The organism is Pseudomonas sp. NFPP28 (assembly GCF_900115535.1).
Lineage (GTDB): Bacteria > Pseudomonadota > Gammaproteobacteria > Pseudomonadales > Pseudomonadaceae > Aquipseudomonas > Aquipseudomonas extremorientalis.
In genome coordinates this window covers 904,738-923,584 of record NZ_FOWT01000001.1, presented here as the reverse complement: position 1 = coordinate 923,584, position 18,847 = coordinate 904,738, and the positions used below count along the sequence as shown (strand labels likewise).

General features: G+C 59.8%; 20 protein-coding genes. 14 read left to right on the top strand and 6 right to left on the bottom strand.

Translation table 11 applies throughout. The annotated features are described in order from the left end of the window. Positions 1-201 precede the first annotated feature (201 nt). Positions 202-1,338, top strand: a complete 1,137-nt coding sequence (locus BM110_RS04370) for an acyl-CoA dehydrogenase family protein (RefSeq protein WP_093512495.1) — start codon at positions 202-204, stop codon at positions 1,336-1,338. Positions 1,339-1,451: 113 nt separating this feature from the next. Here BM110_RS04370 and BM110_RS04365 read toward each other — a convergent pair whose 3' ends face one another. After that, positions 1,452-2,492, bottom strand: a complete 1,041-nt coding sequence (locus BM110_RS04365) for an NADP(H)-dependent aldo-keto reductase (protein ID WP_058423021.1) — start codon at positions 2,490-2,492, stop codon at positions 1,452-1,454. A gap of 248 nt (positions 2,493-2,740) precedes the next feature. Here BM110_RS04365 and rplM point away from each other — a divergent pair, with 248 nt between their 5' ends. From rplM to BM110_RS04325, 8 genes are all read left to right on the top strand, one after another. Continuing rightward, the gene (gene rplM, locus BM110_RS04360; RefSeq protein WP_003188508.1) at positions 2,741-3,169 is read left to right on the top strand and encodes a 50S ribosomal protein L13; all 429 of its coding nucleotides are present in this window, start codon (positions 2,741-2,743) and stop codon (positions 3,167-3,169) included. Positions 3,170-3,183: 14 nt separating this feature from the next. Continuing rightward, a complete protein-coding gene (rpsI, locus tag BM110_RS04355) occupies positions 3,184-3,576 on the top strand; it encodes a 30S ribosomal protein S9 (protein ID WP_002555064.1) in 393 nt (130 codons plus the stop codon). Positions 3,577-3,842: 266 nt separating this feature from the next. Then, entirely contained in the window at positions 3,843-4,436 is a 594-nt protein-coding gene (gene petA, locus BM110_RS04350) for a ubiquinol-cytochrome c reductase iron-sulfur subunit (protein ID WP_016976232.1), read from the top strand. Beyond that, a complete protein-coding gene (locus BM110_RS04345) occupies positions 4,436-5,647 on the top strand; it encodes a cytochrome b (RefSeq protein ID WP_003171746.1) in 1,212 nt (403 codons plus the stop codon). Before petA ends, BM110_RS04345 begins: the two co-directional genes overlap by 1 nt. Then, on the top strand, positions 5,647-6,426 hold the full coding sequence (locus tag BM110_RS04340) for a cytochrome c1 (protein ID WP_071491123.1): 780 nt from the start codon (positions 5,647-5,649) through the stop codon (positions 6,424-6,426). The genes BM110_RS04345 and BM110_RS04340 overlap by 1 nt, the downstream gene beginning before the upstream one ends. 149 nt (positions 6,427-6,575) lie before the next feature. Continuing rightward, positions 6,576-7,193 (top strand): glutathione S-transferase N-terminal domain-containing protein, encoded by a 618-nt coding sequence (locus tag BM110_RS04335; protein ID WP_049710008.1) that lies wholly within the window; start codon positions 6,576-6,578, stop codon positions 7,191-7,193. A 17-nt stretch (positions 7,194-7,210) separates the two neighbouring features. Next, positions 7,211-7,630, top strand: a complete 420-nt coding sequence (locus tag BM110_RS04330; RefSeq protein WP_071491124.1) for a ClpXP protease specificity-enhancing factor — start codon at positions 7,211-7,213, stop codon at positions 7,628-7,630. Between the two features lie 158 nt (positions 7,631-7,788). Then, positions 7,789-8,535: a FadR/GntR family transcriptional regulator gene (locus BM110_RS04325; RefSeq protein ID WP_093119864.1), complete on the top strand. Its 747-nt coding sequence runs from the start codon at positions 7,789-7,791 to the stop codon at positions 8,533-8,535. Here BM110_RS04325 and BM110_RS04320 read toward each other — a convergent pair whose 3' ends face one another. Together BM110_RS04320 and BM110_RS04315 are read right to left on the bottom strand one after the other, a co-directional pair. Further along, the gene (locus BM110_RS04320) at positions 8,536-8,772 is read right to left on the bottom strand and encodes a hypothetical protein (RefSeq protein ID WP_093119861.1); all 237 of its coding nucleotides are present in this window, start codon (positions 8,770-8,772) and stop codon (positions 8,536-8,538) included. Between the two features lie 164 nt (positions 8,773-8,936). Continuing rightward, complete coding sequence (locus tag BM110_RS04315) at positions 8,937-10,091, bottom strand: phospholipase (protein WP_093512493.1); 1,155 nt, start codon at positions 10,089-10,091, stop codon at positions 8,937-8,939. Positions 10,092-10,325: 234 nt separating this feature from the next. On the opposite strand from BM110_RS04315, the gene kdgD reads away from it, so the two are divergent. The 5 genes from kdgD to BM110_RS04290 all read left to right on the top strand — a co-directional run bounded on the left by kdgD (position 10,326) and on the right by BM110_RS04290 (position 16,870). Beyond that, entirely contained in the window at positions 10,326-11,237 is a 912-nt protein-coding gene (gene kdgD, locus BM110_RS04310; protein ID WP_092240718.1) for a 5-dehydro-4-deoxyglucarate dehydratase, read from the top strand. A gap of 54 nt (positions 11,238-11,291) precedes the next feature. Next, positions 11,292-12,737, top strand: coding sequence for an aldehyde dehydrogenase family protein (locus tag BM110_RS04305; protein ID WP_012722211.1), 1,446 nt, complete (start codon positions 11,292-11,294; stop codon positions 12,735-12,737). A 98-nt stretch (positions 12,738-12,835) separates the two neighbouring features. Then, positions 12,836-14,200 carry an MFS transporter gene (locus tag BM110_RS04300; RefSeq protein ID WP_071491129.1) on the top strand — a complete coding sequence of 455 codons (1,365 nt, stop codon included), beginning with the start codon at positions 12,836-12,838 and terminating at the stop codon, positions 14,198-14,200. Positions 14,201-14,211: 11 nt separating this feature from the next. After that, entirely contained in the window at positions 14,212-15,765 is a 1,554-nt protein-coding gene (gene garD, locus BM110_RS04295; RefSeq protein ID WP_093512491.1) for a galactarate dehydratase, read from the top strand. Between the two features lie 163 nt (positions 15,766-15,928). Beyond that, a complete protein-coding gene (locus tag BM110_RS04290) occupies positions 15,929-16,870 on the top strand; it encodes an AEC family transporter (RefSeq protein ID WP_092240722.1) in 942 nt (313 codons plus the stop codon). A 107-nt stretch (positions 16,871-16,977) separates the two neighbouring features. Here BM110_RS04290 and BM110_RS04285 read toward each other — a convergent pair whose 3' ends face one another. The 3 genes from BM110_RS04285 to BM110_RS04275 are packed head-to-tail and all read right to left on the bottom strand — an operon-like array spanning position 16,978 to position 18,834. After that, positions 16,978-17,361, bottom strand: coding sequence for a carboxymuconolactone decarboxylase family protein (locus BM110_RS04285; RefSeq protein WP_092240723.1), 384 nt, complete (start codon positions 17,359-17,361; stop codon positions 16,978-16,980). Then, complete coding sequence (locus BM110_RS04280) at positions 17,358-18,404, bottom strand: calcium/sodium antiporter (RefSeq protein WP_093512489.1); 1,047 nt, start codon at positions 18,402-18,404, stop codon at positions 17,358-17,360. The genes BM110_RS04285 and BM110_RS04280 overlap by 4 nt, the downstream gene beginning before the upstream one ends. A 58-nt stretch (positions 18,405-18,462) precedes the next feature. Then, positions 18,463-18,834 carry a septal ring lytic transglycosylase RlpA family protein gene (locus BM110_RS04275; RefSeq protein WP_071491134.1) on the bottom strand — a complete coding sequence of 124 codons (372 nt, stop codon included), beginning with the start codon at positions 18,832-18,834 and terminating at the stop codon, positions 18,463-18,465. Positions 18,835-18,847 lie beyond the last annotated feature (13 nt).

Here is an 18,847-nt window from a genome sequence, read left to right as displayed (position 1 = left end):
CGATCAATGGCCAAAATGCTGACGCGCCGCAAGGGCGTGGAGATTTGGTTAGACATAATTTCATTTATTCTTATAGGGGAAAGTGGTCACCAGACGGCTGGATCGTCTTATTTTTTGTCGCATGTGTCCAGTGTCCCGTGCTGCCTTCGCGGCATAGTCTCTGTGGGCTCGCTCTTGTCCGACAATCCATGCAGGTGACCCATGATTCCCAGAACCTTGTTCAGCCCGGAACACGAACTCTTCCGCGAGAGCGTGCGCACCTTCCTCGAAAAGGACGCCGCGCCGTTCCATGGGCAATGGGAGAAACAGGGCTACATCGACCGCAATTTGTGGAGCAGGGCGGGGGAGGCGGGCATGCTCTGCTCTCACCTGCCGGAAGAATATGGCGGGCTGGGCGCGGACTTTTTATACAGCGCGGTGGTGATCGAAGAGATCAGCCGGCTGGGCCTGACCGGCATCGGCTTTTCCCTGCATTCGGACATTGTGGCGCCATATATCCTGCATTACGGCAGTGAGGCGCTGAAGCACAAATACCTGCCCAAGTTGATCTCCGGCGAGCTGGTCACGGCCATTGCCATGACCGAGCCGGGCGCCGGTTCCGACTTGCAAGGCGTTAAGACCACGGCGGTGCTGGACGGCGATGAGTACGTGATCAACGGCTCCAAGACCTTCATCACCAATGGCTACCTGGCCGAGTTGGTCATCGTGGTCGCCAAGACCGATCCCAAGGCCGGCGCCAAGGGCACCAGCCTGTTCCTGGTGGAAGCCGACACGCCAGGCTTCGACAAGGGCAAGCGCCTGGAGAAGGTGGGCATGAAGGCCCAGGACACCTCGGAGCTGTTCTTCCAGGATGTGCGGGTGCCCAAGGAAAACCTGCTCGGCCAGGCCGGCATGGGCTTCGCCTATCTGATGCAGGAGCTGCCTCAGGAACGGTTGACCGTGGCGATTGGCGCTTTGTCGTCAGCCGAGGCGGCGTTGGAGTGGACCCTGGCGTACACCCGTGAACGCCAGGCGTTCGGTAAGGCGATTGCCGATTTCCAGAACACCCGCTTCAAGCTGGCGGAGATGGCGACCGAGATTCAGATTGGCCGTGTGTTTGTCGACAAGTGCATGGCGTTGCACCTGGAAGGCAAGCTGGATGTGCCCACGGCGGCGATGGCCAAGTACTGGGCTACCGACCTGCAATGCAAGGTGCTCGATGAGTGCGTGCAGTTGCACGGAGGCTACGGCTTCATGTGGGAATACCCGATTGCCCGGGCGTGGGCGGATGCGCGGGTGCAGCGGATTTATGCGGGGACCAATGAGATCATGAAGGAGATCATTGCGCGGGCGCTTTGATTGGGCGGTTCTGCTGATGGCCAAATCGGGGGCAAGCCCCCTCCCACACTTGAATGTATTCACAGATCAAAATGTGGGAGGGGGCTTGCCCCCGATAGCGGTCTTAAGATCAATCAAGGCGCTGGGTTCGGGTGATCCTTCTGAATCGCCTCAATCCCTTCCAATACCTCTTTCGACAGTTTCAGATCCGCACTGGCAATGTTGCTATCCAGTTGCTCCAGCGACGTGGCACCAATGATATTGCTGGTCACGAATGGTTGCTGCGTCACAAACGCCAGCGCCATCTGCGCCGGGTCCAGCCCATGCTCCCGCGCCAGTGCAACGTAGCGGCTGCATGCCGCTTCCGACTGCGGGTTGAAGTAACGGCTGAAGCGGCTGTATTCCGTCAGTCGCGCTTTCGCTGGGCGGGCGCCATTCTCATATTTGCCGCTGAGCATGCCGAACGCCAGGGGCGAATACGCCAGCAGGCCGCATTGCTCGCGAATCGCGACTTCCGCCAGGCCCACTTCAAAGCTGCGGTTGAGCAGGTTGTAGGGGTTCTGGATCGACACCGCACGCGGCCAGCCACGGGCCTCGGCCAGGGCCAGGAACTTCATGGTGCCCCACGGCGTTTCGTTGGACAGGCCGATGTGGCGGATCTTGCCGGCCTTCACCTGCTCATCCAGCGCTTCGAGGGTTTCTTCCAGCGGGGTGAGGTTGTCTTCGTCCTTGTGCTTGTAGCTCAGTTGGCCGAAGAAGTTGGTACTGCGTTCCGGCCAGTGCAGTTGGTAGAGGTCGATCCAGTCGGTCTGCAGGCGCTTGAGGCTGGCGTCCAGGGCTTCGACGATGTGCTTGCGGTTGTGGCGCAGGTGGCCGTCGCGGATGTAGTCGATGGTGTTGCCGGGGCCGGCGATCTTGCTGGCGAGGATCCAGTCGGCACGGTCGCCACGGCTCTTGAAGTAATTACCGATGTAGCGTTCGGTGGTGGCATAGGTGTCGGCCTTGGGCGGCACCGGGTACATTTCAGCGGTGTCGAGGAAGTTGATCCCAGCGCCCTTGGCCCGCTCGATCTGCGCGAAGGCCTCTGCCTCGCTGTTCTGCTCGCCCCAGGTCATGGTGCCCAGGGCTATCGCGCTCACGTTCAGATCCGTACGGCCCAGCTGTCGATAATCCATCGGGTACTCCTTCAGGGAAAACAATCATAAAAGCAGGTTGAATTTTTTTTCGCAATCTGCATAATTGCCCACCTCTTTCTGCAGTGGAAGTGATGCGCCGCCTGCCGAAGAATCTTGCCGTTGAACGGACGCGCCGACCCGAGCCCCCGATAGCGTCTGTATCCGGCTGCCTTTGACTTGTCAAAGTACGCACTATTCAGTAAGATCCGCCGTCTAATTTACAGGGCGGCCCCTGAGGCTATTAAAGAATGACAACTTTTACTGCAAAACCGGAAACAGTTCAGCGCGACTGGTTTGTCGTCGACGCCGCTGGTCAGACCCTGGGTCGTCTGGCCACTGAAGTCGCCAGCCGTCTGCGTGGCAAGCACAAGCCTGAGTACACCCCTCACGTTGACACCGGTGACTACATCGTGATCATCAACGCTGAGCAGGTTCGTGTAACCGGCAACAAAGCAAGCGACAAAATGTACTACCGTCACTCCGGTTTCCCAGGCGGTATCAAGTCTTCCAACTTCGAAGGCCTGATTGCCAAGAAGCCTGAAGCCCCGATCGAAATCGCGGTCAAAGGCATGCTGCCTAAGGGCCCACTGGGTCGCGATATGTTTCGCAAGCTGAAAGTCTATGCGGGCGCTGTACACCCTCATGCTGCTCAGCAGCCCCAAGAACTGAAGTTTTAACGGAATAGTTCATTATGTCGGCGACTCAAAATTACGGCACTGGCCGTCGCAAAACCGCAACCGCTCGCGTTTTCCTGCGTCCGGGTACTGGTAACATCTCGATCAACAACCGCTCCCTGGACAACTTCTTCGGCCGCGAAACTGCCCGCATGGTAGTTCGTCAGCCGCTGGAACTGACCGAGACCGTTGAAAAGTTCGACATCTACGTCACCGTTATCGGTGGCGGTGTAAGTGGTCAAGCTGGCGCAATCCGCCACGGTATCACTCGCGCTCTGATGCAGTACGACGAAACCCTGCGTGGCGCCCTGCGCAAAGCTGGCTTCGTGACTCGCGATGCTCGTGAAGTTGAACGTAAGAAAGTCGGTCTGCGTAAAGCGCGTAAGCGTCCGCAGTACTCGAAGCGTTAATTCGCTTTACGTTCCACAAAAACGCCCAGCCTCCTCACGGAGCTGGGCGTTTTTTATTGCCTGCGATTTATGCAGAAAAATCGCCGTGACAACTTGCCACATCCGTAGACCCCCTATACTACAAGGCCTGGAGGCGGAGCCCCGGGCAATTCCCTTGTCAGACGTGGGGCTTTTCATTACCATTCGGCAAAATTTTTATAAGTAAAGATTCAACACTTAGTAGACGCCTGATTTAACAGGCCAAAAAGCTGATGGGAGAGGACTGAATGAGCAATGACGGCGTGAATGCAGGCCGGCGTCGCTTCTTGGTAGCAGCCACATCCGTGGTGGGTGCTGCAGGAGCGGTGGGGGCTGCGGTCCCGTTCGTGGGGTCATGGTTTCCCAGTGCCAAGGCGAAAGCCGCAGGTGCACCGGTGAAGGTGAATATCAGCAAGATCGAGCCAGGTCAGCAGATGATTGCTGAGTGGCGCGGCCAGCCGGTGTTCATTGTTCGTCGTACCGAGGAAATCCTGGGGAATCTCAAGAAGATCGAAGGCCAGTTGTCTGACCCCAAATCCGAGAAGTCCGACCAGCCCGCCTACGCCAAAAACGAAGTGCGTTCGATCAAGCCAGAGATCCTGCTGCTGGTCGGTCTGTGTACCCACCTGGGTTGTTCGCCAACCTTCCGCCCGGAAGTGGCCCCTGTCGACCTGGGCAAGGATTGGGTCGGCGGTTATTTCTGCCCCTGCCACGGCTCCCACTACGACCTCGCTGGCCGCGTCTATAAATCCCAGCCTGCTCCCCTGAACCTGCCGGTTCCTCCGCACACCTACGAAACTGACGACCTCATTGTCATTGGCCTCGATAAGGAGAACGCGTGATGAGCAAGTTCATGGATTGGGTGGATGCGCGCTTCCCCGCCACTAAAATGTGGGAAGACCATCTCAGCAAATATTACGCGCCGAAAAACTTCAACTTCTTCTATTTCTTCGGCTCCCTGGCCCTGCTGGTGCTGGTCAACCAGATCGTCACCGGTGTGTGGCTGACGATGAGCTACACGCCGTCGGCGGAAGAGGCGTTCGCCTCGGTCGAGTACATCATGCGTGACGTCGAGTACGGCTCGATCCTGCGTCTGCTGCACTCCACCGGCGCGTCGGCATTCTTTATCGTCGTCTACCTGCACATGTTCCGTGGCCTGCTCTACGGCTCGTACCAGAAGCCGCGTGAGCTGGTGTGGGTGTTCGGCATGCTGATCTACCTCGCGTTGATGGCCGAAGCCTTCATGGGTTACCTGTTGCCGTGGGGCCAGATGTCGTATTGGGGCGCCCAGGTAATCATCTCGCTGTTCGGTGCGATCCCGGTGATCGGCAACGACCTGACCCAGTGGATCCGGGGCGATTACCTGATCTCCGGCATTACCCTGAACCGCTTCTTCGCCCTGCACGTTGTGGCCCTGCCGATCGTGATCCTGGGCCTGGTGGTGCTGCACATCCTGGCGTTGCACGAGGTCGGCTCCAACAACCCGGATGGCGTGGACATCAAGAAGCACAAGGACGAAAACGGCATCCCGCTGGATGGCATTCCGTTCCACCCTTACTACACCGTGAAAGACATTGTCGGTGTGGTGGTGTTCCTGTTCGTGTTCTGCTCGATCGTGTTCTTTTTCCCGGAGATGGGCGGTTATTTCCTGGAGAAGCCTAACTTCGAACAGGCCAACGCCTTCAAGACGCCCGAGCACATTGCTCCGGTCTGGTACTTCACGCCGTTCTACGCGATCTTGCGCGCGATCCCCGACAAACTCATGGGCGTGATCGCCATGGGCGCGGCCATCGCGGTGCTGTTCGTGTTGCCTTGGCTCGACCGTAGCCCGGTCAAGTCCATGCGCTACAAGGGCTGGCTGAGCAAGATCTGGCTGTGGGTGTTCTGCATTGCCTTCGTCATCCTGGGTGTTCTCGGCGTATTGGCGCCAACCCCTGAGCGTACGTTGCTGTCGCAGGTCTGCACCTTCCTGTACTTCGCCTACTTCATTCTGATGCCGTTCTACACCCGGCTCGAGAAGACCAAACCGGTTCCGGAAAGGGTGACTGGCTGATGAAAAAGTTATTCGTTGCTTTGATGCTTGCGGCGCTGCCGCTCCTGTCCTTCGCCGCCGAGCACGGTGGCCCGGCGCTGGAAAAAGTCGATATCGACGTGTCTGACAAGGCCGCCATGCAAGACGGCGCGCGTACGTTCGCCAACTACTGCATGGGCTGCCACAGCGCCAAGTTCCAGCGTTACGAGCGGGTGGCCGATGACCTCGGTATCCCCCATGAAATGATGCTGGAGAAACTGGTGTTCACCGGCGCCAAGATCGGCGACCACATGACCATCGGCATGAAGCCCGCCGACGCCAAGACCTGGTTCGGCGCGGCACCGCCCGACCTGACCCTGGTGGCACGTGTACGCGGCACCGACTGGCTCTACGGCTACCTGAAATCCTTCTACGAAGACCCGGCGCGCCCTTATGGCGTGAACAACCGTGTGTTCCCGAACGTCGGCATGCCTAACGTTCTGGTCGGCCTGCAAGGCAAGCAAGTGGTAGGATGCAAGCAGATTCAGGTCGTTGAAGACGGCAAGAAGCAATACGATCCGTTGACCGGCACACCTTTGACCCATGAAGCGTGCGATCAACTGAAGATAGAAACCCCAGGTTCGTTGACAGACGAGCAGTTCGACGAGAAGGTCAAGAACCTTGTGACCTTCCTGGCCTACTCGGCCAACCCGGTCAAACTGCAGCATCAGCGCATCGGTACCTATGTGTTGCTGTACCTGGCGTTCTTCTTCGTATTCGCCTATCTGCTCAAACGCGAATACTGGAAGGATGTGCATTGATCCAACCGTAAGCAATTGCTGTTAATCTTGCGCGCCCAGCGGCATCTCTGAATACGTAGCGGTCTGGTTGTTCCAGGCGTTACAGAGATGCTCTCTGGGCGCGCTCGTTTTTGAGCTTTCGATAATTTCAACAAGCGAGGAGGACCGCCATGGGCGTGACCAACCGGTTGGCCTGTTACTCCGACCCCGCCGACCACTATTCCCACCGAGTACGCATCGTGCTCGCAGAGAAGGGTGTCAGCGCCGAGATCATCAGTGTGGAAGCAGGTCGTCATCCACCCAAACTGATCGAAGTGAACCCCTACGGCAGCTTGCCCACCCTGGTCGATCGTGACCTGGCGTTGTGGGAGTCGACCGTCGTGATGGAATACCTGGATGAGCGTTACCCGCATCCACCCTTGCTGCCGGTGTACCCGGTGGCGCGTGCCAACAGCCGCCTGCTGATCCACCGGATCCAGCGTGACTGGTGCGGGCTGGTGGATTTGATTCTGGATACCCGCAGCAAAGAGGCGGCACGTGTACAGGCGCGTAAGGAATTGCGCGAAAGCCTGACCGGCGTTTCGCCGCTGTTCGCCGATAAGCCTTTTTTCCTCAGTGAGGAACAAAGTTTGGTGGATTGCTGCCTATTACCGATACTCTGGCGTTTGCCGATTCTTGGTATTGAACTGCCGCGGCCAGCCAAGCCGCTGCTTGATTACATGGAGCGCCAGTTTGCGCGTGAGGCTTTCCAGGCGAGTCTGTCTGGTGTCGAACGCGATATGCGCTAAGGCTTAAGGAGCCGCTGATGAACTCCAGTCGACCCTACCTGGTCCGCGCGCTCTATGAGTGGATTGTGGACAACGATTGCACCCCGCACATGCTGGTCAATTCCGAATTTCCTGCGGTTCAGGTACCGCAGGGTTTTGCCAGCGACGGGCAGATTGTGCTGAACGTATCACCCAGTGCCGTGCGCCACCTGCACATGGACAACGAAGCGGTCAGCTTCGAAGGGCGTTTCGGCGGCGTGCCGCATACGCTGTACGTGCCGATTGGCGCCATCCTCGGCATCTATGCCCGGGAGAATGGTCAAGGCATGGTGTTCGATCTGGAGTCGCCTTTCGAGGACGACGAATCGATCGAAAGCGAACAGGGCGATGATCAACCGCCACCGGATTCCGAGCCACCGCGTCCCAGCGGCCGGCCGAGCCTGAAAGTGGTGAAATAAACGGCGTTCCCCTCGGGGTTTGTCGAAAAAATGCCTCGACCTGTGTCGGGGCATTTTTTTGCGTGAAGGATGTGGATGAAAGTCGCGCCCGGACGGTGATCGTACAACCACCATGGGCTATGATGCGTGCTCAAGTTCACCGAGAAAGATGATTCATCATGGAAAACGCCAACACCGCCCCTCGTCTTCCCCGCAAGCGCCGCAGCCTTGCCCAGGAATTGGTCACGGTGTTGTCCGAGCAGATCCGCGATGGCCAGCTCAAGCGGGGTGACAAGTTGCCCACCGAGTCGGCGATCATGGAGGCCCATGGGGTCAGCCGCACGGTGGTGCGGGAGGCTATCTCACGTCTGCAGGCGGCGGGGCAGGTGGAAACCCGTCATGGTATCGGCACCTTTGTGCTGGACACGCCGAGCCCGAGCGGCTTTCGCATCGACCCGGCCACTGTGGTGACATTGCGTGATGTGCTGGCAATTCTGGAATTGCGGATCAGCCTGGAAGTGGAATCCGCTGGCCTGGCCGCTTTGCGCCGCAGCGATGAACAATTGGCCGCCATGCGCGCGGCGCTTGATGCCCTGAATGAAAGCGCGGCCCACGCAGGCGACGCGGTGGCCTCCGACTTTGCCTTCCACCTGGAAATTGCGCTGTCCACCGGCAACCGCTACTTCACCGACATCATGACGCACCTGGGCACCAGCATCATTCCACGTACCCGCCTGAATTCGGCGCGCCTGGCCCATGATGACCAGCAGCACTACATGAGCCGTTTGAGCCGCGAACACGAAGAGATCTATGAGGCGATTGCCCGCCAGGATTCGGATGCGGCGCGGGCGGCGATGCGATTGCATTTGACCAACAGTCGCGAACGGCTGCGCCATGCCCATGAAGAGGCAGAACGGGCAGGTTGATCAAGCCGCCGGTGGGCGAATGGTCGTTGGCGGAACAGTGGCCAGGGCATCGAGCACGATAATGCTGTCTCCGCCCCCCTCAGCCATGAAAATGTATTTGGCTGTTATAACCACCCACAAGTCCGCCAGCTTGAAATAGACAAAATCGCCTACCTGAGCCTCCCTTTCCAGCTCGAAATAATTGGGTTTGTTGGCGCGACCTGAGGATGTTGATCGGATATGGCAGTAGATACGCATATGAACCTCATGGCGTGAGGGAGATAAAAACGTTAAATGCACGAGCAAGCGGGTTGCATTAAAAAGCCCCAAGAATCCACCCTGGGGCTCTTGAGGCTATTTATGAGTTTTTGCCGACTTTGGGCGTAACTGTCAGAAATCACAGTTGCGACAGGCGGCGGTGATCAAGCTGGCGTGTTGGGCTTATAGTCCTTAAGCAACAAATACGTACTCCACCCCCACCAATCATTCGTCCAGTGCTTGTCGTTCAAGTCATTCACATCCTTGCGGCGCAGCACCTTGTCTCCCTCCATCTTGAACAGCGGCGAAAAGTTGTTCGCCGGGTTCTGTGCCGCATTCAGGTCGGGCACATACAGCGGTGCCTTGAAGTTGGCCGGGGAGGGTGCGGCACCACTGATAAACGTCTCGAAGATTTCATCGGCTGAGGCTTGCACCGCACGTTTGACCTGCAGCCGGTTGTCCGCATCGATATCATCGAAGTAGCGTTTATCCCCGTACGCGTGCCATTGATCGCCCAGGGCATTGCGCACTTTCAGCCCGAATTTGCTGTCTTCATCGTGCATGAAGCGGCTGATCAGCGAACCAAGTTCACCGGGTGTCACCACCGCTGCCAATTGTTTGCGCGGTACACGCAAGTGGCCTGCGGAGAACAGATCGGTCAAAAAATGATCGGCAAAACTGTTCATTGCATAGGCCAGTTCCAGCGCCTGGTCGGTTCCGGTCTGGTGGGCCACGACGGCTTGTTGCAACGCCGCCGTATGCCCTGCCAGGTACGCGGACAGCGCCCATTCGCCGAAGTGATCGGCATTGTCCGCCGCCAACTTCAAATAGCGCCCCAGTGGAATCAGCGCCGACACCGCACTGCCACCGCCGGTGATGCGGTTCCATTCTTCAGACAAGGTATCACCCAAGGCGTCGTAGGCTTCATGGGCTTGCTTGCCATCCTTGATCGCCTGTTTGACCGCGTTGATCTCCTTTTGCATCACCGCGAGGATCTTGTGCGCTTCTTCCCGTGAAGCGGGCAGCACGGCGAGCGTGTTGAAAGCAGCGGTAAAGCGTTGCACGCGTTCGGCCGGGGAGGTGCCATCGCTGATGGGTTGGCCGGGGATGCCATAAAAGTCGCCGCCCAAGGCAATGACCTGGCCGTAAGTCAACGCCAGCCCGTTGGGCAGGTGCAACTCGACTTGGCGGGCGGGAATTGCCGGGGCGTCCTTGGCGAAGCGCAGCAAGGTGTCGTCGCCGATGGCGGTGTGTTCACCCCCTTCGAAACGCAGGACAGGTGGTTTCTTTTCGGATACTGCGAGATCAAGACCTGACATGTTAGCTCCTTGCTATGTCGTAGGAATCTTCCGTAATTACTGTATACATATACAGTTGTTGCGAGCATAGAGGAAAAACTTCCTACGTCAAGACGGCGCTCTTCAACCCCTCGTTGAATGAAGTCTGATCAATTGCAGTTGACGAATCTTTTTATAGTTGTACGATGACGTACGACATCACCAAAACCAACAACAACCTTTCGATAGAAAGTCTTCGCCCAGGGTGTTCGAATAATGAATCCACAAGAACTGAAGTCCATCCTCTCCCACGGTCTGCTGTCTTTCCCGGTGACCGATTTCAACGCCCAGGGTGACTTCCACCAGGCGGGCTACATCAAGCGCCTGGAATGGCTCGCCCCTTACGGCGCCACTGCCTTGTTCGCTGCCGGCGGCACCGGTGAGTTTTTCTCCCTCGCCGCCAGCGAATATTCCCAGGTGGTGAAAACCGCCGTTGATACCTGCGCCACCAGCGTGCCGATCCTCGCCGGCGTCGGCGGTTCGACCCGCCAGGCTATCGAGTACGCCCAGGAAGCCGAACGCCTCGGTGCCAAGGGCCTGCTGCTGCTGCCGCACTACCTCACCGAAGCCAGCCAGGACGGCGTTGCCGCCCACGTTGAAGCGGTGTGCAAGTCGGTCAAGATCGGCGTGGTGGTCTACAACCGCAACGTGTGCCGCCTGACTGCGCCGCTGCTGGAACGCCTGGCCGAGCGCTGCCCGAACCTGATCGGCTACAAGGATGGCCTGGGTGACATCGAGTTGATGGTGTCGATCCGCCGTCGCCTGGGTGACCGTTTCAGCTACCTCGGCGGCCTGCCGACGGCAGAGGTTTACGCCGCTGCCTACAAGGCCCTGGGCGTGCCGGTGTACTCCTCGGCGGTGTTCAACTTCATCCCGAAAACCGCGATGGATTTCTACCACGCGATTGCCAAGGACGATCACGCCACCGTCGCCAGGATCATCGACGACTTCTTCCTGCCGTACCTGGATATCCGTAACCGCAAGGCCGGTTACGCGGTAAGCATCGTCAAGGCAGGTGCAAAAATCGCCGGCTACGACGCAGGCCCGGTGCGCACGCCGCTGACCGACTTGCTGCCGGAAGAATACGAAGCCCTGGCCGCGCTGATCGACAAGCAAGGCGCGCAATAACCTATCTACAAGGCCGCTGAGCAATCAGCGGCCTTTTGCGTCAGGAGAAGATTTGTGTCCCAAGCCCAACGTTTCGATAACTACATCAATGGCCAGTGGGTGGCCGGTGCCGACTATTGCGTCAACCTCAACCCGTCGGAGTTGTCCGATGTCATTGGCGAATATGCCAAGGCGGATGTCGCTCAGGTCAACACTGCCATTGATGCCGCCCGTGCCGCATTCCCAGCCTGGTCTACGTCCGGGATCCAGGCGCGTCACGATGCCTTGGATAAAGTCGGCAGCGAGATCCTCGCCCGCCGCGAAGAGCTCGGCACCCTGCTGGCCCGTGAAGAGGGCAAGACCCTGCCCGAAGCCATCGGCGAAGTGACCCGCGCCGGCAACATCTTCAAATTCTTCGCCGGCGAATGCCTGCGCCTGTCCGGCGACTACGTGCCGTCGGTACGCCCAGGCGTCAACGTTGAAGTCACCCGTGAAGCCCTGGGTGTGGTCGGCCTGATCACGCCGTGGAATTTCCCGATCGCCATCCCCGCGTGGAAGATCGCCCCGGCCCTGGCCTACGGTAACTGCGTGGTGATCAAGCCCGCCGAGTTGGTGCCGGGCTGTGCCTGGGCCCTGGCCGAAATCATTTCCCGTGCCGGTTTCCCCGCCGGTGTATTCAACCTGGTGATGGGCAGCGGTCGCGTGGTGGGCGATGTGCTGGTCAACAGCCCAAAGGTCGATGGCATCAGTTTCACCGGTTCTGTGGGGGTTGGGCGCCAGATCGCCGTCAGTTGCGTCTCGCGCCAGGCCAAAGTGCAGTTGGAGATGGGCGGCAAAAATCCGCAGATCATCCTCGACGACGCCGACCTCAAGCAGGCCGTCGAGCTGTCGGTACAGAGCGCGTTCTACTCCACCGGCCAGCGTTGCACCGCTTCCAGCCGCCTGATCGTGACCGCCGGCATCCACGACCAGTTCGTCGCGGCCATGGCGGAGCGCATGAAGTCGATCAAGGTCGGCCATGCACTCAAGAGCGGCACGGACATCGGCCCGGTGGTGTCCCAGGCCCAGTTGGACCAGGACCTCAAGTACATCGACATCGGCCAGAGCGAAGGTGCACGGCTGGTGAGCGGTGGCGGCCTGGTGACCTGCGACACTGAAGGCTACTACCTGGCACCGACGCTGTTTGCCGACAGCGAAGCTGCGATGCGTATCAGCCGTGAAGAGATCTTCGGCCCGGTGGCCAACGTGGTGCGCGTGGCGGACTACGAAGCGGCGCTGGCCATGGCTAACGACACCGAGTTCGGGCTGTCGGCGGGCATTGCCACCACCTCGCTCAAATACGCCAACCACTTCAAGCGCCATTCCCAGGCCGGGATGGTGATGGTCAACCTGCCGACTGCCGGTGTGGATTACCACGTTCCTTTCGGTGGCCGTAAGGGCTCATCCTATGGTTCGCGTGAGCAAGGTCGCTATGCGCAAGAGTTCTACACCGTGGTGAAGACCAGTTACATCGGTTCGTAAGACGCATCACCTTGTGGGAGCCGGATGCCTGCCGGCTCCCACACGAAAAACAGAAAACCATTACCCGCAAAAAAAATAATTAGTGGGAGTACTTCTACATGCAAGCGACCAAGCCGACCCACGTCCGCTATTTGATCCTGCTCATGCTGTTCCTGGTGACCACGATCAACTACGCCGACCGGGCCACCATCGCCATCGCGGGTTCCAGCCTGCAAAAAGACCTCGGCATCGACGCGGTCACCCTCGGTTATATCTTCTCTGCATTCGGTTGGGCCTACGTAGCCGGGCAAATCCCCGGTGGCTGGCTGCTGGACCGGTTCGGCTCGAAAAAAGTCTATGCCCTGAGCATCTTCACCTGGTCCCTGTTCACCGTGCTGCAAGGCTATGTCGGTGAATTCGGGGTCTCCACCGCCGTGGTTGCGCTGTTCATGCTGCGCTTCATGGTGGGCCTGGCCGAAGCGCCGTCCTTTCCCGGCAACGCTCGGATTGTGGCCGCCTGGTTCCCTACCGCCGAGCGCGGTACGGCATCGGCGATTTTCAACTCGGCGCAATACTTTGCCACCGTGCTGTTTGCGCCGCTGATGGGCTGGATTGTCTACCGCTTCGGCTGGCAGCACGTGTTTATCGTGATGGGCGTGATTGGCATCATTTTCTCGTTGATCTGGCTGAAAGTGATCCACAGCCCGCGCCAGCACCCGATGATCAACGAAGCCGAGTTCAACCATATCGCGGCCAACGGCGCCATGGTCGATATGGACCAGGACAAAGGCAAGGGCAAGAAAACCGACGGGCCGAAGTGGGATTACATCCGCCAGTTGCTGACCAACCGCATGATGCTCGGCGTCTACCTGGGCCAGTACTGCATCAACGGCATCACCTATTTCTTCCTCACTTGGTTCCCGGTGTACCTGGTGCAGGACCGGGGCATGACCATCCTCAAGGCCGGTTTCATCGCCTCGTTGCCGGCAATCTGCGGGTTTATCGGTGGCGTGCTCGGTGGGGTAATTTCCGATTACCTGCTGCGCAAGGGCCATTCCCTGACCTTCGCGCGCAAGGCGCCAATCATTGGTGGCCTACTGATCTCCAGCAGCATCGTGGCGTGCAACTACGTGGATATCGAATGGATGGTGGTCGGTTTCATGGCCTTGGCCTTCTTCGGCAAGGGCGTTGGCGCACTGGGTTGGGCGGTGGTGTCCGACACCTCGCCGAAACAAATCGCCGGCCTCAGTGGCGGCTTGTTCAACACCTTCGGTAACCTCGCGTCGATCACCACGCCGATTGTCATCGGCTACATCATCAGCACCACCGGTTCGTTCAAATGGGCCCTGGTGTTCGTCGGCGCCAACGCACTGGTAGCGGTGTTCAGCTATCTGGTCATCGTTGGGCCGATCAAGCGTGTAGTACTCAAAGAGCCGCCCACCAAGGGGCCTGAGTTGACCCACCTAACCGAAGCGCATTCCTGAGGGGCGATGTAATGCAGTTGATTGAACATGCCGACTCGCCGCGCTCGATTCGTTTGCACGAGCGCGACAACGTGGTGATCGTGGTCAATGACCAGGGCGTCCCGGCCGGGACCGAGTTCCCGGACGGCCTGGTGACCGTGGATTTCATCCCCCAGAGCCACAAAGTGACCCTGGAAGATATCCCCGAAGGTGGCCAGATCATTCGCTACGGCCAGACCATCGGTTACGCCCTGGCGCCGATTCCACGCGGCAGTTGGGTGCAGGAAGATCAACTGCGCATGCCCACCGCGCCGCCGCTGGACAGCTTGCCGCTGTCCACCGAGGTGCCTGAAACCCAGGCGCCACTGGAGGGCTTTACCTTCGAGGGGTATCGCAACGCCGACGGCACTGTGGGTACGCGCAATATTCTCGGCATCACCACCACGGTGCAGTGCGTCACGGGCGTGCTGGACCATGCGGTCAAGCGCATCAAGGATGAATTGCTGCCCAGGTACCCGCATGTCGATGACGTGGTGGCGCTGACCCACAGCTACGGCTGTGGCGTGGCGATTACCGCCACGGACGCCTACATCCCGATCCGCACCGTGCGCAATCTGGCGCGCAACCCGAACCTGGGGGGCGAGGCCCTGGTGATCAGCCTGGGCTGCGAGAAATTGCAGGCCGGGCAGGTGATGCACGACAACGACAGCTCGGTGGACCTGAGTGAGCCCTGGCTGTATCGCCTGCAGGACTCCAGCCACGGGTTTACCGAGATGATCGAGCAGATCATGGAGCTGGCGGAGGTGCGCTTGAAGAAGCTTGACCAGCGCCGTCGCGAAACGGTGCCGGTGTCCGAGCTGATCCTGGGCATGCAGTGCGGCGGCAGTGATGCGTTCTCTGGCATCACCGCCAACCCGGCGCTGGGCTATGCCTCGGACTTGCTGCTGCGGGCCGGGGCGACGGTGATGTTTTCCGAGGTCACTGAAGTACGGGATGCCATCTACTTGCTGACTTCGCGTGCAGAGACGAAGGAAGTTGCCCAGGAGCTGGTCCGGGAAATGGATTGGTACGACCGTTACCTGGCCAAGGGCGAGGCGGATCGCAGTGCCAACACCACGCCGGGCAACAAGAAGGGCGGGTTGTCGAACATCGTCGAGAAGTCCCTGGGTTCCATCGTCAAGTCCGGCAGCAGCGCGATCAACGGTGTGCTTGGTCCGGGTGAGCGTTTCAAGGGCAAGGGCCTGATCTTTTGCGCAACGCCGGCCAGTGACTTTGTGTGTGGCACCTTGCAACTGGCGGCGGGGATGAACCTGCACGTATTCACCACCGGGCGTGGCACGCCGTACGGCCTGGCGATGGCGCCGGTGGTGAAGGTGTCGACGCGTACTGAGCTGGCGCAGCGCTGGCCGGACCTGATCGATATCGACGCCGGGCGCATTGCCACCGGGCGTGCGACTATCGAGGAGTTGGGCTGGGAGCTGTTTCACTTCTACCTGGATGTGGCCAGCGGCAAGAAGCAGACATGGGCGGAACACCACAAGCTGCATAACGACATCACCTTGTTTAACCCGGCGCCTATTACCTGAGACCGAGTCGCCTGCATCGGGGGCAAGCCCCCTCCCACATTTTGAACGGTGAGCACCGTCAGAGGTGGGAGGGGGCTTGCCCCGATAGCGGTAGACCAGACGAAGCGGCCTACACTGGCTTATCATTAGCCACCTAACGACGCTCACCAAGGTTCTCCCCGGCATGCTGGCAATTTTCCTCTCCACCCTCACCATCACCGCGCCGGTGTTTGCCATGCTGTTCCTCGGTGTGCTGCTCAAGCGCATCAACTGGATCAACGACAACTTCATCCACACGGCCTCGTCCCTGGTGTTCAACGTCACCATGCCGGCGCTGCTGTTCCTCGGCATCCTGCATGCCGACCTGCATTCGGCACTCAAGCCGGGCTTGCTGATCTATTTTGCCGTCGCCACCTTGCTCAGCTTTGCCCTGGCCTGGGGCTGGGCGATCTTTCGTTGCCCGCGTGAAGACCGGGGCATCTACACCCAGGGGGCGTTTCGCGGTAATAACGGCGTGATTGGCCTGGCGCTGGCCGCCAGCATGTACGGTGACTACGGCATCTCCCTCGGCGCGATCCTCGCAGCGCTGGTGATCCTGTTCTACAACACGCTGTCGACCATCGTGCTGGCGGTGTACAGCCCGGTGATCAAGTCCGACCCGTGGAGCATCTGCAAGAGTGTACTGGCCAATCCGTTGATCATCAGCGTGATCGCGGCGGCGCCGTTCGCCTATTTCCAGATCGGCCTGCCCGGTTGGCTGGAAAAATCCATGCAGTACCTGGCGGACACTACCTTGCCGCTGGCATTGATCTGCATCGGCGGCACCTTGTCACTGGCGGCGTTGCGCAAGAGCGGCAACATGGCATTGAGCGCAAGCCTGATGAAGATGGTCTGGCTGCCGGTGGTCGCCACCCTGGGCGCCTGGCTGCTGGGCTTTCGCGGGCCGGAGTTGGGGATTCTGTTCCTGTACTTCGGCGCACCGACCGCCGCGGCGAGCTTTGTGATGGCCAGGGCGGCGGAGGGTAACCATGAACTGGCGGCAGCGATTATCGTGATCACCACCTTGATGGCGGCGGTGACCACGAATATCGGGATCTTTGTGTTGCAGGCGGGTGGTTGGATCTGAACGCTCGGGTGCCTGTGAGGGCCAATCGGGGGCAAGCCCCCTCCCACATTGGACGGGAGAGCACAGTCAAAGTGGGAGGGGGCTTGCCCCCGATAGCTATCTGACCGTCACTGCTGATCGGTCTGATACGCGTCGATCACTTCCTGGGCGGCACGGAACGCATCAATCGCCGCCGGCACACCGGCATACACCGCACAATGCAGCAGCGCTTCGCGAATCTCTTCCACGGTACAACCGTTGTTCAGTGCGCCGCGCACGTGGCCCTTCAATTCCTGCGGGCACTTGAGCGCGGTCAGGGCGGCGAGGGTGATCAGGCTGCGGGTCTTCAGCGGCAACCCTTCGCGGTTCCATACGCTGCCCCAGGCATGTTCGTTGACGAAATCCTGCAACGGCTGGCTGAACTCGGTGGCATTGCCCAGGGCGCGGTCGACGAACGCATCGCCCATGACCTGGCGGCGCATTTGTACCCCGGGCTTCTTCTGATCGGTCATTGCGGTTCCCTCTTGTGTTGGCGGCGCCAGGCTTGCAGTGTGCTGAACAACAGGAAAGCCACCAGCACTGGCAGGACGTAATACAGCATCAGTTGTTCAAGCTTGTTGGCCAGGGGCATGCCCGTGGTGAACGCCATCACGTGCAGCCCGTACGCCAGATACAGGCCCAGCAGCACCAGGCCTTCGGCGCGGGTCACGCGGTAACCGGTGTAGAACACCGGCAGGCACAGCACCACCACGCCGAGCATCACCGGCAGGTCGAAATCCAGGGCATTGGGCGACACCGACAGCGGAGACGGGGCGAGCAGGGCAGTCAGGCCCAACACGCCGAGCAGGTTGAACAGGTTGCTGCCGATCACGTTACCCACGGCAATGTCCCGTTCGCCGCGCAAGGCGGCGATCAGCGACGTCGCCAGGCAGGGCAGGGAGGTGCCGACACCGATCAAGGTCAGCCCGATCACACGTTCCGACAGGCCCAGGTCGCTCGCCACATCCACCGCCGCGCCCAACAGCAAATGCCCGGCCAGCACCAGGATCAGAAAACCACCGATCATCAGCAGCACGCTGCTCAGCCAGGGCGCCCTGGCCACTGTGTCCAGGGTGCGCGGGCGGCGGGAGTGGCGCGTCTGGTAGTGCAATACGCCGAGGTAAGCGAGCAGGGCAACAAGCAGCACCAGGCCGTCGATGGGCGTGAGTTCTTCGTTGGCCGCCAGGGTGAACACCAGCAGCCCGGCCAGGATCATCACGGGGATGTCCAGGCGCACCAACTGGCGTGAGACCCGCAGCGGAATAATCAGCGCCGACAGGCCCAGGGTCACCAGGATGTTGAAGATGCTGCTGCCGATCACGCTGCCCACGGCGATATCGGTATTGCCGGCCAGGGTGGCTTGCAGGCTGACGGTCATTTGCGGTGCGCTGCTGCCGAAGGCGACGATGGTCAGGCCGATGATCAGTGGCCGCACCTTGAGGCTGGCGGCCAGGCGCATGGCGGCACGCACCAGGATTTCGGCACCGAGGATCAGCAGCACCAGGCCGCTGACCAATTCCAGCAGGCTCCAGGGCGAGAGGGCGGTTAATCCGAAAATGGCCAGGGCTCCGTTTTCAATTGCTCAGGGCTTGCACGCGAACTCGCGCCGTACCGCTGCCGATCATACCCAGCTGTTGGGCGGCCTTGCGTGAAAGATCGATCAAGCGCCCACGTGTATGCGGGCCGCGATCATTGATGCGGACAACCACGGATCGGTCGTTGTCGAGATTGGTGACCTTGACCTGCGTGCCGAAGGGCAGGCGCCGGTGGGCGGCGGTCAGGGCGTTCTGGTTGAAGGGTTCACCGCTGGCAGTTTTTTTGCCGTGGTGTTTGGCGCCGTAGTAGGACGCAGTGCCGGTTTCGTCGTAGCCGTTGGGGTCGATGAGGCCGCTGGCGCAGCCGGCCAACAGGGAGAACAGGGCCAGGAGGCCGAGTAGACGCTTCATTTCCAGGTTATCC